The sequence below is a fragment of the Streptomyces sp. NBC_01669 genome (assembly GCF_026339735.1).
Taxonomy (GTDB): Bacteria; Actinomycetota; Actinomycetes; order Streptomycetales; family Streptomycetaceae; genus Streptomyces; species Streptomyces yanii.
Genome location: NZ_JAPEQG010000001.1, coordinates 826,677 through 840,357, shown reverse-complemented (window position 1 = coordinate 840,357; position 13,681 = coordinate 826,677). Strand labels below are relative to the sequence as shown.

Annotated in this window: 12 protein-coding genes; 5 read left to right on the top strand and 7 right to left on the bottom strand. The window is 69.7% G+C overall.

All coding sequences use genetic code 11. From position 1 onward, the window contains the following. Nucleotides 1–7 precede the first annotated feature (7 nt). Nucleotides 8–532 (bottom strand): hypothetical protein, encoded by a 525-nt coding sequence (locus OG972_RS03755; protein ID WP_266978265.1) that lies wholly within the window; start codon nucleotides 530–532, stop codon nucleotides 8–10. 124 nt (nucleotides 533–656) lie between these two features. Between OG972_RS03755 and OG972_RS03750 the strand changes: the two genes are divergently transcribed. Continuing rightward, nucleotides 657–854, top strand: coding sequence for a zf-HC2 domain-containing protein (locus tag OG972_RS03750; protein WP_266978264.1), 198 nt, complete (start codon nucleotides 657–659; stop codon nucleotides 852–854). On the opposite strand, the gene OG972_RS03745 is transcribed toward OG972_RS03750, so the two are convergent. Then, the gene (locus OG972_RS03745) at nucleotides 788–1,354 is read right to left on the bottom strand and encodes a sigma-70 family RNA polymerase sigma factor (RefSeq protein ID WP_266978263.1); all 567 of its coding nucleotides are present in this window, start codon (nucleotides 1,352–1,354) and stop codon (nucleotides 788–790) included. The two genes, OG972_RS03750 and OG972_RS03745, sit on opposite strands and share 67 nt — an antisense overlap. A gap of 246 nt (nucleotides 1,355–1,600) precedes the next feature. Continuing rightward, complete coding sequence (locus OG972_RS03740; protein ID WP_266978262.1) at nucleotides 1,601–4,501, bottom strand: glycoside hydrolase domain-containing protein; 2,901 nt, start codon at nucleotides 4,499–4,501, stop codon at nucleotides 1,601–1,603. A gap of 97 nt (nucleotides 4,502–4,598) precedes the next feature. Here OG972_RS03740 and OG972_RS03735 point away from each other — a divergent pair, with 97 nt between their 5' ends. The 4 genes from OG972_RS03735 (at nucleotide 4,599) to OG972_RS03720 (ending at nucleotide 9,431) form a co-directional block, all read left to right on the top strand. Beyond that, a complete protein-coding gene (locus OG972_RS03735) occupies nucleotides 4,599–5,738 on the top strand; it encodes an ROK family protein (RefSeq protein WP_266978261.1) in 1,140 nt (379 codons plus the stop codon). A gap of 177 nt (nucleotides 5,739–5,915) precedes the next feature. Beyond that, complete coding sequence (locus OG972_RS03730; protein ID WP_266990256.1) at nucleotides 5,916–6,830, top strand: sugar ABC transporter permease; 915 nt, start codon at nucleotides 5,916–5,918, stop codon at nucleotides 6,828–6,830. Next, entirely contained in the window at nucleotides 6,827–7,747 is a 921-nt protein-coding gene (locus OG972_RS03725; RefSeq protein WP_266978260.1) for a carbohydrate ABC transporter permease, read from the top strand. The genes OG972_RS03730 and OG972_RS03725 overlap by 4 nt, the downstream gene beginning before the upstream one ends. A gap of 49 nt (nucleotides 7,748–7,796) precedes the next feature. After that, entirely contained in the window at nucleotides 7,797–9,431 is a 1,635-nt protein-coding gene (locus OG972_RS03720) for a substrate-binding domain-containing protein (RefSeq protein ID WP_266978259.1), read from the top strand. 40 nt (nucleotides 9,432–9,471) lie between these two features. On the opposite strand, the gene OG972_RS03715 is transcribed toward OG972_RS03720, so the two are convergent. From OG972_RS03715 to OG972_RS03700, 4 genes are all read right to left on the bottom strand, one after another. Next, nucleotides 9,472–9,933, bottom strand: coding sequence for a universal stress protein (locus OG972_RS03715; protein ID WP_266978258.1), 462 nt, complete (start codon nucleotides 9,931–9,933; stop codon nucleotides 9,472–9,474). A 112-nt stretch (nucleotides 9,934–10,045) separates the two neighbouring features. Continuing rightward, complete coding sequence (locus OG972_RS03710; protein WP_266978257.1) at nucleotides 10,046–11,674, bottom strand: transposase; 1,629 nt, start codon at nucleotides 11,672–11,674, stop codon at nucleotides 10,046–10,048. Nucleotides 11,675–12,077: 403 nt separating this feature from the next. Next, nucleotides 12,078–12,503, bottom strand: coding sequence for a hypothetical protein (locus OG972_RS03705; RefSeq protein WP_266978256.1), 426 nt, complete (start codon nucleotides 12,501–12,503; stop codon nucleotides 12,078–12,080). A 486-nt stretch (nucleotides 12,504–12,989) separates the two neighbouring features. Then, nucleotides 12,990–13,517, bottom strand: a complete 528-nt coding sequence (locus tag OG972_RS03700) for a hypothetical protein (RefSeq protein ID WP_266978255.1) — start codon at nucleotides 13,515–13,517, stop codon at nucleotides 12,990–12,992. Nucleotides 13,518–13,681 lie beyond the last annotated feature (164 nt).

The following is a 13,681-nucleotide window of genomic DNA, read 5'->3' as shown; positions in this document are numbered from 1 at the left end:
GCCGTGCTCAGTACAGATGGATCGCCAGATGCCCCAGTGGCAGCCCCAGCTGCCAGGCGGGCGTCCACACCTGGACCGACTCCTCGTCGCCCTCGGTGCCGAGCGGCTCCCACGGTGGTGGCCCGATCGCGTCGAGATCGGTGGCGAGCAGCTCCGTCTCGTCCAGCCACCGCCAGGCACGCCGGGCCAGCGCCAGATCGGGATCCGGAACATCCCGGCCGCCGTCCGGCGGGGGGACCGCGGACGGCGCCGCGTCGAGCCGCTCGCAGACCCAGCGGCGCCAGGTACTCCCGTACGCCGTGAGCAGCCGCAGCTCGTCCATCCGGGTCGCGGGCAGCGCATCGGCCACCGCCCCGTCGGAGAGGAAGATGGTCAGGGCGAGCGCCTCGCGCCCCGCGCGGTACTCCAGCGTCGACGGCTCCATCAGGTCGCCGGTCCGCAGCAGTTCATCGGCGATGTACTCGGCGTACATCCAGGCCATCGGGACCAGCAGCCCGCCCCCACTGGTTCCATCCGTACGTTCCGGACGCATCCCGTCTCGCCTCTTCCTCATCTCGGCACCGGGCCACACGCAGCATTGAACCGGGGGAGCGCGCCCCGCGTGGCCAGAAGGACAGGATCCGTCCGACCCGATCCGTCACAGACACGAGGTTGCGATGACCGCCGATCCCGGGGAGGGACCGCACATGCGGCAATTGCTCGGCGCGTATGTGCTCGATGCGCTCAACGACGGGGAGGCCCGGCTGGTCTCGCAGCATCTGCAGGACTGCGACGCATGCGCCGCCGACTATGTGGAGGTCGCGGAGACGGTGTCCCTGCTCGGCCTGCTGAGCGAGGAGGACCTGCTGGAGTAGCCGGGCAGGTTGCGGGAGAGCAGGCGCAGCGCGTAGTAGGAACGGGACTTGACCGTGCCCGCCGGTATGCCCAGCACCTGCGCCGTCTCGCCCACGCTCAGCCCGCGGAAGTAGATCTGGACCAGCACCGCACGGTGCTCCGGGCTGAGCGTCCGGACCGCCTCGCGGACATCGAGCGCGGCGACGGTCGCCTCCGCCGTGTCCTCCCGGCCCGGGGCGCTCTCCAGTACGAGGTCGCTGACCTCCGTCGGCCGGGCCTGACGGGACCTGCGCGCATCGATCGCCAGCCGCCGGGCGACCGTGAAGAGCCAGGGCCGCATCGATTCGTACGGACTGTCGAACGCCTCGGGGTGCTGCCAGGCGCGTACGAGCGTCTCCTGGAGCAGATCCTCGGCGCGCTGCCGGTCGCCGAAGGTCAGACCGAGCAGGAAGTGGAGGAGCGCGGGACCGTGTTCGCGCTGCAACTCCGCGAGGGCCCGCTCATCGGTCGTCGTGGTCATCGTGAACGCCCCTTTCCCGCGGAGGCCCCTGCCGCCTCGCCGCTGCCTGCGCCGTATACGAACGCATCGAGGCCGCGACGAACAGAAGATGCACCGAGGCGTGCGACGAGCGGTCGCACGGAGCGGCGAATGGTGCGGTGAACGGTCGGCCGGGCGCTGAACGGACAGGGGGCGGGCGACGTGCGGCGCGCGCGATCCCGCACTCGGCCGGGCCTGCGGCGTGGCCGAGTGCGGGGTCGGTGACGGTCAGCGGGGAGCGGGCGCCGGCCGTACGGACAGCAGCCACCCCCGGCCCGGCGCGACCGGGACCGGCTCGCCCGCCGCGAACGAGCGTTCCGGCTGGAAACCCTCGATCGCGGGTGCGTATGCCGCGACCGGGTCGCCGGAGCCGGTCAGCACGCACTCCACCGGCGTCGATGCCCACGAAGCGACCGCGGTCGCCGTCCCGCCCGGTCCCTGCCAGCTGGAGGCAAGGACATCGGCCCGGCCGGTCGCCACGGGCGGCTCGTCCGCCCACCATCCCGTGAAGGCGCCCTCGGGCAGCCGCAACGCGTCGAAGGCCCGCCACAGCGGCCGGACATCGGTCATCGGGGCGCGCGCCGTCATCCCGAAGACCAGGCCCCGCCACGGGTTGCCGCCACCCTCCAGCATCTCGCCCATCAGCCCGAACGGAATCCCGGAGAGCTCCACCAGCCAGTACGCGGGGTCGGTCCCCTCGTAGTCGAACAGCTCGCCCAGCCAGAGCCGGTCGGTGTACGGCATCAGCTCCGCGTACAGATTGGCGCTGGACGCGAAGCCGTCCGGCTCCCGGTACTGGTTGCAGGAGTGCAGATCGATCAGCGGCGCGGTGTCGCCGGACCGGGCCAGTGTCTTGCGGACCCGCTTCATGGTGGTCCGGTCGTACGCCACGTCGTCGAGGTAGAGTCCGTCGACCCCGATCCGGCGGCGGAGCCGGTCGATTCCGCACACATAGGAGTTGTGCCAGCGCGAGTCGCCCGAGGTCACGACAGCCACATCGGTGACGTCGGGCGCCACCCAGCCGGGGACGTAGTCCGTACCCAGATGCTCGCGCAGCCAGGCGTGTCCGCCGCCGGGCCCCGGCGCCAGGACCTCGCTGCCCAGGGAGGCGAGGGCGGGCAGCTCAGGGTTGTGCCGGGTCAGTTCACGCACGGTGTCGTACACCTTGACACGGATGCCGAGCCGGTGTGCCTCGGTGGTGTAGTCCCGCAGCACATCGGCGGCCAGCAGCGGGTCGTTGATGTACGGGTTGGGCGGCGTGGCGTGATGGATGTTGACGACGTTCGCACCGTACGCGGCGACCTCGGCGGGGGCGGCGTACGCATGGAAGTAGCGCTCGGCGAGCTGGAGTCCGGGCCTGATCGGCTTGAACGGGGTGAGCAGCAGCCGCAGTTCGAAGCAGCGGCTCTCCCCGGCGGCCATCCGCAGCGGACCGCTGTACGCGCTCACCGTCCGCGCCCCGTCCTCGGTGCGCAGCCGGACCCCGCCGCTGCCGTCGCCGGCCCAGGAGCGAGGCGTGACCAGGGGCTTCTCGCGGTAGTAGTTGGTGTTCAGCGGCCGTGCGTAGTGCTCGTCGCGCAGCGAGAGCTGGACACCCGCGGCGGGGGAGCCGAGCCAGAGCGCGTCCTGGTTGTGGGCGGGGGTGTCCCACTGCCAGTCGTACGTCTCCGGGCAGACCTGCCCCGGCAGCCCGAGACCCATCGCGTACCGGGCGATGTCCGCCCGGATTGGCACGTCCAGGCGCACGTCGAGGGCGAGCTCGTCGACCGCCTCGACAGTCGTCCGTACGACGAGAAGGCCGTCGGCCTCCAATGCTCCCTCGGTGCGCAGCCGGAGACCTGGGCCGGTGGCCCCGCAGGACCAGCGGACGCGCGCCGGTCCGGTCCGGTCGAGCCTCAGTGGACCGTGGTCGAGCGGGTGGCCGACCGTGAACGCGACCGGTCCGGAGAGCAGATCGCGTTCCGGACCGTCCGTGCCCGTCACCCCGGAGGTGAACGACGAGGCGAGCCGCTGCGGCAGCCCGGCAGGGCCGATCTCCACCGCCCGGCCGAGGATCTCCAGGCGGCGTCCGGCCACCTTCACCGGGGTGAAGGGCGGGACGATCTCGTCGTCCTGGCCGAGCGTCGAGTCCAGCCAGCGCAGCCGGGCCAGCCGGGCGGGGTCCCCGGCGCCGTGGTCGGCAACGGTCTGCGGACCGACGGTGATCCGCAGCGGCAGCACCCGCTCTCCGGTGCCGTGGGCGCGTACGGCGATCTCGCCCTCGTACGTGCCGGGTTCGGCGGCCTCCGGGATGTCCAGGCCGAACCAGAGGGCGTGGACATGCCCCCTGACGACATCGATCCGGTTCTCGAACGGCTCCCCGCGTGCGTCGGTGCCGCCCGCACTGAGCGACCGGACCGGGAACGGCAGTCCCCGGACCTCGGTACGGATCTCCGTCAGCGGCTCCACCGCGTACACCCCGGCCTGCAGCACGTAGAACTCGCCGCGCGACGCCGCACCCGTGAACGCGGCGGACGGCACGGCGTGGGCCCAGGGGGCGGGCAGCCGGTCGTACCGGCCCAGCGGATGGTCGCGGTCCTCGCCGAACAGCAGGAACGGCTCGTCGGGATGCGCAGCGGTCAGCGCCGCACACTCGTCGGCCGTGGCCGCGAACCCCAGCGGGGCGAAGGAGTCGACGGTGCTCACGGCCTCGTACCGGAACGCCTCCGCGCGCGGCAGCGACGCCCAGACCCCGTCCGGCCGGTGCAGCCCACAACGGTGCACCCAGTCGGGGTCCGCGGTCGGCGTCGGATGACGGTAGGCGGCCTGTGGATAGTAGGGACGGCCCGTGTGCGCGTACGGCAGATAGTGCACGGCGTAGTCGCCCGGACCCTCCACCGGCTCGAACGCGATCCGGCCGCGCTCGGCCGTCACCTCGATCCGGACCGTGTTCCGTACCCGGCGGCCGGACGGGGCGAGGACCAGGACATCCACCGCCCCGGGGTCCGGATCCCTGCGCCGCCACGGCAGTTCCGCCCCGAGAACGGGGCCGCCCGAGGGGGCGCGCACCAGGATCCGGTGATTGCCGTACATGTCGCTGTCCCACGAACCGAGCCCGCACTGCAGCTCGGGATGGCCCTGCTCACCCATGTCCGCACTCCCTCAAGGGCGCTATTTATTAGGTAAGTTGCTGAATCGCCATGGGACACCATGGAGATCCGACGATCATGCTGTCAAGGGAGACGCCATGGACCGGGGTGGGGACGCCTCGCTGCTGCGCCGACTGAACACGGCCGCTGCCCTGCGGGTGATGCGCGAACGCGACGAGGTCACCGTGCCGGAACTCGCCGGGCTGATCGGGGTGTCCCGGCCGACCGCCCAGGACCTCACGGCGCAGCTGCTGCGCGAGGGCCGACTGGTGGAGCTGCAGGCCAACAGCGGTTCCGTGGGCCGCCCGGCCCGCCGCTTCCGGTTCCGGGCCGAGGCGGGACATGTCATCGGCGTGGACATCGGGGCGCACAAGGTGCTGGTGCACGCCGTGGACCTGCTCGGCCGCACCGTCGCCGCGGAACGGGTCGCCGTCACCCCCGCCATGACCGCCCGGGAACGGCTGGACACCGTCCGCGGGGCGATCGAGGCGTGCCTGGCCCGGCCGGAGAGCGCCGGGGTGCGCCCGCTGGCCACCGGCATCGGCACCAGCGGCATGGTGGACCTCGCGGGCCGGGTGGTGCGGAGCACCGCGCTGCCCGGCTGGACCGGACTCGACCTCGGGAGCGAGCTCGCGGACAGCGCCCCGGGCCCAGTACTGGTGGGCAACGACATCCAGCTGGCGACCTTCGCCGAATGCGCCGGGGGAGTGGCCGTCGGGGTCCGGGACGCCATCTACCTCTACGTGGGCAACCGCCCCGGCATCGGCCTGTGGCTGCACGGTCGGCTGCACCGGGGCCACGGCGGCGCCGCGGGCGAACTGCTGCCCCCGGACGGCTGGTCGGCTGCCTACCGGCGGCTGCTGGACTGGGCCGCCGGACACCAGGGCGCCGAGCTGCCCACCCGGGACAGCGCTGCCCGCGCCGTGGTCGAGGCTGCGGCGGCCGGGGACGGCGGCGCACGGTACGCGCTGCGCGCCTTCGCCGAGTCGCTCGCCGCCTGCCTGGCGCCCCATGTCGCCGCCCTCGATCCCGAGCTGGTCGTGCTCGGCGGCGGCATCTCCCGGGCCGGAGCGCTGCTCAGCGAGCCGTTCGCCGCGTCACTCGCCGCCCTCTGCCCCAACACGCCGCATGTCCAGAACTCCTCGCTCGGCGAGGAGTCAACTGCGATCGGGGCAGCCCGGCTGGTACTGGAACATATCGAGAACACGGTGCAGAAAAGTCCAACTCCACAGGAGTGAATGGCTGTTGACGTACCGGTCCGACGCTTCGATGATGTGGCCACTCTTTTCCGAAAGTTGGTTTCTAAATTCGTCGTTCCGTCAGGCCAGGGAGTACGTGTGACATCCCCTGCAACAACGCGCAGCCCCCGGGCAGCGTCCCCACCAGCGCCCAGGGCGAAGACCGGCCGGCCCCCGCTGCGGCGCGTACCGCTGCGGATCCGGCTGCGGAACAACTGGGTGATGCTCGCCCTGATGGCCCCGGGCCTGCTCTTCTTCGCCGTCTTCTTCTACGTGCCGATGCTGGGCAACATCGTTGCCTTCCAGGACTACCAGCCGTTCATCGGCTTCAAGAGCAGCCCGTGGGTGGGCCTGGCCAACTTCCAGGAGCTCTTCTCCGATCCGGCGTTCTGGGAGTCCGTACGCAACACGCTGGCCTTCGCCGCGCTGCAGCTGATCTTCTTCTTCCCCGCCCCGCTGGCCCTCGCGCTGCTCATCAACAGCCTGGTCAGCAGCCGCGTGAAGAAGTTCGTGCAGAGCGTCGTCTACCTCCCGCACTTCATCTCCTGGGTGCTGGTCGTCGCCCTCTTCCAGCAGGTGCTCGGCGGCGCGGGACTCATCAGCAACTTCCTGCGTGACCACGGGCTCTCGGCCCTCGACGTGATGACCGATCCCGGCACCTTCCCGATGCTGATCACCGCACAGGTGATCTGGAAGGACATCGGCTGGGGCATGATCATCTATCTGGCGGCGCTCGCCAACGTCGACCAGAGTCTGTACGAATCGGCTGCCGTGGACGGCGCCGGACCCTGGCGACGCATGTGGCACGTCACCCTGCCCGCCGTCCGAGGCGTCACGATCATGCTGCTGGTACTGCGCCTCGGCGACGTACTGTCCGTCGGCTTCGAGCAGTTCCTCCTCCAGCGCGACGCGGTCGGCGCCCGGGCCTCCGAGGTCCTCGACACCTACGTGTACTACCACGGCGTGGTCTACGGCGACTGGGGCATCGGCGCCGTCGCCGGCCTGGTCAAGGGCGTGGTCGGCGCACTGATGATCTGGGGCGCCAACCGGCTCGCCCATGCATTCGGAGAGCAAGGGGTGTACAGCAAATGACCATCGGACTGCCCTTGCTGAAGCCCCGGCCCGCCGACCGCAGGGCCGCCTGGGAGGAGCCACCGACCCGGCTGGGCTCGGCTGCCAAAGCCGTCGTCCTCACCGTCATCGTGGCCGTGATGACCCTGCCGTTCCTGGTCGTCCTCTCCACCAGCCTCGCCTCCCGCGAGGAGGTCACGGCCGCCGGGGGATACGTACTCTTCCCGACCGAGCCCACCCTGCAGGCGTACCGCACCATCCTCTCGGGCGGACTGGTCACCCGCGCCGTCACAGTCAGCGTCCTGATCACCGGCATCGGCACGGCGCTCTCCCTGCTGACGACCATCGCCCTGGCCTATGCGCTGAGCAAGCGCGGCGTCCCCGGCAGCAGGCCCGTTCTGCTGCTCGTCCTGTTCACCCTGCTCTTCGCCCCCGGCATGATCCCGATGTACGTCCTGGTCAAGGAGCTCGGACTGCTCGACTCGTACTGGGCGCTAATCCTGCCGGGCCTGGTCAACGCCTTCAATCTGGTGGTGATGAGGGCGTTCTTCATGAACATCCCCGAGGAGCTGTACCATGCCGCCCGGATCGACGGAGCGGGCGACTGGCGGATCCTCACCAGGATCGTGCTGCCGCTTTCCAAGGGCGTCATCGCCGTCGTCGGGCTCTTCTACGCGGTGACGTACTGGAACGCCTTCTTCAACGCGATGCTCTACCTCAACGACTCCGGCAAATGGCCCATCCAGCTGCTGCTGCGCACCTATGTGGTGCAGAACAAGCAGATGGCGGCCGACCAGCTCGGCGTGGCCCATCTGCCGCCCCAGCAGTCGATCTCCATGGCGGTCGTCATGCTCGCGCTGATCCCGATTCTGCTGCTCTACCCGTTCCTGCAGAAGTACTTCACCAAGGGCGTGCTCACCGGCGCCATCAAGGGCTGACCCTTCCCGTCCCTCGTCCCCAGCGCGGAGAATCCTCATGATCACTGGCGTGTCCCGACGCACCTTCCTGGGCCTGAGCACCGCCGTCGCGGCGGGTGCGGCCTCCACCTTCCTCACCGGCTGCGGCTCGTCCACGGCAGGCAAGGGCGAGGCAGCATCGGCCAAGGTGAAGCTTCCGTCGTACATCCCCTTCACCAAGGTGAAGCCCGACCTGGCGCCCAGCAGCAAGGGCCTGTCCGCGGGCTTCCTCTCCTACCCCAAGGAGCTCGTCCAGAGCATCGCGAAGACCCCCGGCGACGGCTCGAAGGTCACGCTGCTCACCGAGATCTGGACCCAGCCGCCGCTCCCCAAGGGCACCAACGACTACTGGCAGAAGGTCAACAAGGAACTCGGCATCGACCTCACCGCCATACTCGGCACCGACCCCGGCTACGAGGAGAAGTTCCCCGCCATCGTCGCGGGCGGCGATCTGCCCGACCTGATGTGGATACCGCCGAACCAGGGCCTTCAGCACATCGCCCAATTGCTGGAGGGCAAATGCGCGGACATCACGGAGTACGTCTCCGGGGACGCGGTCAGGGACTATCCGAACCTCGCCGCGATGACGCCCGCGCACTGGAAGACCGCGGTCGTCAACGGAAAGATCTGGGGCGCGCCGAGCCCGTACCCGGCCCTGGGCCAGGTGTACGGCGGCAACCCGAGGATCTGGGACAAGGCGGACGGATTCTCCGCGAGCAGCACCGATGAGTTTTTCGCCAAGTGCAAGGAGGTCACCGGCGGCAAGGTGTGGGCGCTCGAGCCGATCTACTCGAATGCCGTCAGCGTGCTGAGCCAGTGTTACGGATCCCCCAACAAGTGGGCCCGGGAGAAGGACGGTTCGGTCACCTTCTGGATGGAGTCGGACGAGTACGCGGAGGCCCTGAACTTCGTCCGCAAGCTGAAGAAGGCCGGCGTCTTCTATCCCGGCGACCCGAAGATGGCCGACGCCTATCTGAAGATGGCCCAGGGATCGATCGGCGCGGTCGTCTACGCCAACCCGGCGGGCGCCCGCAAGGACACGCGCACCAACGACCCCTCCCTTGCCGCCGAGATCCTCATCCCCTTCGACGCGGACGGCCACAAGGCCAACGCCCACTACCACGCGTTCGGCACCATCGGGTACACCGCGATCAAGAAGGGCAGCGAGAAGCGTGTGCGCATGCTGCTCGACGTGCTCAACTACCTCGCGGCGCCGTTCGGCTCGAAGGAGCGCGAGTTCCTTGAATTCGGAGAGGAAGGCTCCGACTTCACCTACGACAAGCAGGGCTTCCCGCAGCGCACCAAGAAGGGCAAGCAGCAGGTCGAGGGGTTGTTCAGCGGCCTGACCACGGCGACGACATCGCCCTTCGTGCTCGCTCCCTCGCTCTTTCCCGGCACGCATGGCGCCGACGACGTCCGCGACATCTACGGGGTCGAGCAGAAGCTGATCGAGACCGCCATTCCGAACGCGGCCGTCGGCCATTATTCCGACGCCTACACCCAGTACTACGGTCGTATGTCGACCGAGGCCAACGACCTCATCAACGACATCGTGGCCGGGCGCAAGAGGATGAGCGAGTGGAAGCCGTTCTGGTCGGAATGGGGCTCCAAGGGCCTGGACCAGATGAAGAAGCAGTACCAGAAATCCCTCGAGCAGAACCCCTGACGGTCCGGAAGGCGGGGCCCGCCGCAACGCAGCCGACGGTCTACGGAACGACGGTGACGGGCCAGCGCCCCGCTTTCACCAGCCGGATCGCCACCGATCCGATGAACCGGTGTCCCGCCGACTCCGACGCGCCCACCACGACGGCATCCGCTTTCAACTCGTCTGCCGCGGTGACCAGGCCGTTGTACGGATCACCGCGGAAGGTGTGGAACTCCCAGCGCACATTCCATATGTCCTTGAGCCGCTCCGTGGCCGCCCTGATCTCGCTCACCAGGCCCTCCGCGACCTCGCCGGTCGTGTCGGCGACCGGTGCGCCGAGCGCGGCGCCCGCGGGCATCACCGGCTGGACATAGACGAGGGCGAGCATGGCGTTCTGCCGACGGGCCAGCCCGGCGGCGTACGCGGCGGCACGCATCGAGGAGTCGGACCCGTCGAGGCCCGCGACGATCACTTTTGGACCGTCTGTGCCACGTTCGAACTGGTGAGGCTGCTGGTCTGTCACGGCAGTGAGGTTAGCCGCTCCCGGCGCCGCACCCGGCCCAGGCGGCCCGCTGCCCTGACCGGAGCCGCCGGTTGTCGCGCATGCGATCCCTGGAATGGGTGCAAAACCGTTCCTAGCCAGTGTGCGTAAGTGAGTCTTGGACCCACTGTTGCGTACTGGGCGCATCCCGAGCGGTTTTGGATGCGCTGGGTTCCCGCTTTCGCTTCCCGCTCGGCGACGGTCCTCCAGGGGGCCGGTCCGTTGTGGGTGGGCGGGTTCCCTCACGCCCCCGGTGACCTGGTCCGGCCTGGACGGTCCGATGCCCCGCACGATCACTCCGGTCGTGTGGGGGCGGTGCCGTCCGACGCCGGACCGGATGCCCAAGGGCGCGTCGTCCGATCGCGATACCGGCGGCATCGTGACGGGACATCTTTCGGCGTGGGGTGGCCAGCGGTTTCTGCCAGTGCTGGGCACCCCACATGCTGGTGTAGGCGGGGTCGACCGCGACCATGCTCAGGCCGTGTTCGGCGGCCATGGACACCAGTCGGGCCTTGAGCTTGCCGGTCGGGATGCCGGAGATGAGCTGCCGGAACCTTTTGCGGCGGCCGTGCTTCTCCCGGGTCTTCTCGGTGGTGAAGTCGAGGTCTTCGATGCCGATCGCGGCGACCCCGACACGCATCGCCCAGTTGATCAACCGGGTCAGGGCGTGGCGGATCTGTGCGTCGCGGTGAGCGGTGGTCCCGGACAAGTCGTAGGGGAAACGCCGCGGGTCGCCGATCGGGTTGCCGTGGACATCGAGGTGGTAGGCGGCGAAGTGGTCGGCGTTGGTGTCGACGCCGATCATGCCCCGGGCGCATGCGGCGGCCAGTGGGATCGTCTTGACGGCGGGGCGTTGCCAGGATGCGGTGAGGTACCAGCGGCCGCGCTCCGTATCGAGGTGGATGCGGTAGGCGACGGCCCGGTGCGCTTCGATGCGGTCGGCCCACTCCGCGCCCCGGTGCGCGAACGCCACGGTGGAAGTGAGGACGTACCGGCCGTGCCCGGCGTTGGCCAGGTGCGCGAGCGGGAATGGCAGCTTGATGCTGACCTCGCCGTCCGGGGTGACGCGGATCGTCTCGTTCCCGAACCGTTTGCCCGACTCGCCGTCGGCAGCGATGAACCAGCGTTCCGCCTCCCAGAGTTGCCGCCACTTGTCCTCGGTGAGTTGGGCCTGGGTGAGGTGGTGGCGGGTGTTGAGGAGACGTTTACCGCCCCGTACCACCCGCACCCGTCCGGCCTGCCAGTCGGCGACAGCAGCAGCGTGCCGCGCCTTTAGTGCTGCGAGGCGGCGGGACTTGCGGAACCACTCGCCCTTCGACTGGTAACCGCCCGCCGCCCGCTTCGTTCCGGGCGTCCCGATCGGGAGGGACAGGCGGTGCCGCAGCGTCTTGATCCCGGCTGCCAGGTTCTGGATGTGCGCTGCCTGGCAACGGCGTGCGAGCGCCCACTGATCGTGCGTGGCCTTGGTGATCGCACCCGCGATCCGCGACGACGACAGTGCCGTCAGCTCCCGCTTACGCGCCGCCCACGTGTCCGCACTGTGCTCCAGACCGTCCGCACAGCGAGCCTTGAGATCACCGGAAGCCAGCGCACCCTGGTGCTCGCCGACCGCGCGCAGCACCTTCTCGTCCTGGGGCGTTAGGTGTTTGAGGCGGTCCCGGATCGCCACCCCGCAGGGCCCGGGCACCACGAAGGGCACGGCCAACTTCCGCACACCACCCACCACATCACCCCCTACCGGGCCGGACACCTGCCACCCGACCCAACGAGCAGCAGCCACCAAGGTCACCCATTCGGCCCCAGAACCCCCGTTCCCACCCCCGCGAATGCACCGCCAGGACTCACTCCCGCACGCCACCACTCACTTCGGCTCAGTAAACCGACGGCAGCTCGCAACCCTTCGCACCCCATGTCGTCGAGAGGGGTGGACCGACCGACTTGCGACCGGTTGGTCGCGGAGCGTGACCGGAGTCCGCCCGGTCGCGGAATGCCGCTCCGGCCGACATCGGCCACGTCGCTGTGCTCACCTCCGGCGACCGCTCGCTTCTAGAACACCTTGCCACCGTGGACCTCGAACACCGCGCCCCGGTCGTCGTGGCGGGGCACCTCGATGCGGCTGCCCTACTTCAGCGAACGGAGACCGTGGAGACCGCCGGTCCCGCTGTGGTGCCGGCGAAAACCGACATGCCCACCCGTCCCGGTGCGACCCCGTTCCGGTTCCGGCCCGCGAGAGTCGGGTCCTGCGGGGCCGGTGCCTCGATGCAGCCGTTCCTGTCCGGGGCCACTTCCACGAGCGGGGCATCGACCCGGATCGATGGGATGACCACGCGTGAGGCGGGGGCACCCGCCCGCGGCGTCTCCGCGGCGCCGGCCACAGGCGCCCCGGCGGAGACCGGGTGGCGACCTGCCGAGGCTGCGCCAAGGGGCTGCGGTGGACCGGGCAGGAGCTCCGGACCGTTCCGCATCAGTGCGACGCCGGTGAGCATCACCAGGGCGATCGCGCCCCAGGGCGAAGGTCTGGTCCGCTCGGGGCGCCAGTGATCCCGGCCCATGGTTCTCCCTTCGTTGCGACGATGGGAACGGTAAGCGCGAGGTGGCCCGGCGGCGATCAGGGACGGGCAAATGGGTGGCCGCCGGAAAGGCCCACCTGATCGGCGAATGTGCGGACAGCGGATTCTGACTGCCCATGACCTGCGTCTCCGTCAGATGTGCGGGGCAGGGGTCCGGTGGGTCGGATCACCGGGGTTGAGCAGTGCCGAAAAAGGGGTGGATCAAGGATCTGGTGAGGGTTCGTCATGCCCAAGGGTGTCCCGTCGGATCGACCGATCGACGGACGCAGGCTCCACGGAACTGAGCTCGGAGCCGGCCCGGGCCGCTGTCGCGGCAATCGGTGGCGGCGTGTCCCCCGTGCGTCTTCGGTGGATGAGTCATCAAGTGATCCGGCCGGCCGAACGCGGCCACGGGCCCAGTACGCCCGTCGCCCCGGGTCCTGATCCAGGACCCGGGGCGACGGGCGTACCACCGACGGTCTGCGCCGGTCAGTGGCTGTACCTCTCGTTGCGCCGGCGCACCACGAAGACGGCGCCGGTGGTCGCGGCCACGGCCAGTGCCGTGCCGCCGACCAGTTGCGCGGCGTTCATCCGGCCGATGCCGCCGAGATCACCCTGCACACCGTTCGGCACGAGCGCCGTGGCGCCTGTGCTAGGGGTGCCGGCGGAGATCGTGAGACCGATCTCCGCCGTGGAGGGCGGCGATGTATTGCAAATGAACGACACTTCATAGGAAGCGCCCGGTTTTGCATCCCGCTCGACCGTGGCCGAGGCGCTGCCTCCCTTGGGAATAGTGACGCTGTCGAAGATGCTCGAGCTGGCCGTTGCTGTTGTTGGGCACCCCCGGGCGGCCAGGGTTACCTGGCCGGCCGGCGCGATCACCGACGGAGCAACGGTGTATCCGGTCGCGCCCGGCGCGCCCCCTGACGTCACGGCGTACGCGGACGCAGCCGGAGTGGTCAGGGCGAATGCGGCGGCGCCGAGCAGGGCGACGGGTGCGACACCTATGGCGCGCATCGTGAAATCCTCCGGTTCCCCGAGGAGCAACTGCGGAACGAATATCCACAAAGTGTCAGATATGCACCTCGATGGAGGAAACGTTAGAAGTGCTGTATATCGCTCGCGATCGGGGACCGGCGAATGGGGCACAGGTGTCCCCCGGGCGGCGCACCATCCGGACG